This window comes from Pseudomonas sp. BCRC 81390 (genome assembly GCF_030341915.1).
Taxonomy (GTDB): Bacteria; Pseudomonadota; Gammaproteobacteria; order Pseudomonadales; family Pseudomonadaceae; genus Aquipseudomonas.
Genome location: NZ_JATAAG010000065.1, coordinates 1 through 229, shown reverse-complemented (window position 1 = coordinate 229; position 229 = coordinate 1). Strand labels below are relative to the sequence as shown.

The following is a 229-nucleotide window of genomic DNA, read 5'->3' as shown; positions in this document are numbered from 1 at the left end:
AGGCAGCAGTGGGGAATATTGGACAATGGGCGAAAGCCTGATCCAGCCATGCCGCGTGTGTGAAGAAGGTCTTCGGATTGTAAAGCACTTTAAGTTGGGAGGAAGGGCAGTAAGCTAATACCTTGCTGTTTTGACGTTACCGACAGAATAAGCACCGGCTAACTCTGTGCCAGCAGCCGCGGTAATACAGAGGGTGCAAGCGTTAATCGGAATTACTGGGCGTAAAGCG

1 rRNA gene is annotated in these 229 nt (G+C 51.1%); it reads left to right on the top strand.

Features of this window, described 5'->3' with window-relative positions:
• Positions 1-229: ribosomal RNA gene (locus tag QSV36_RS26110) — 16S ribosomal RNA — on the top strand; the annotation flags it as partial.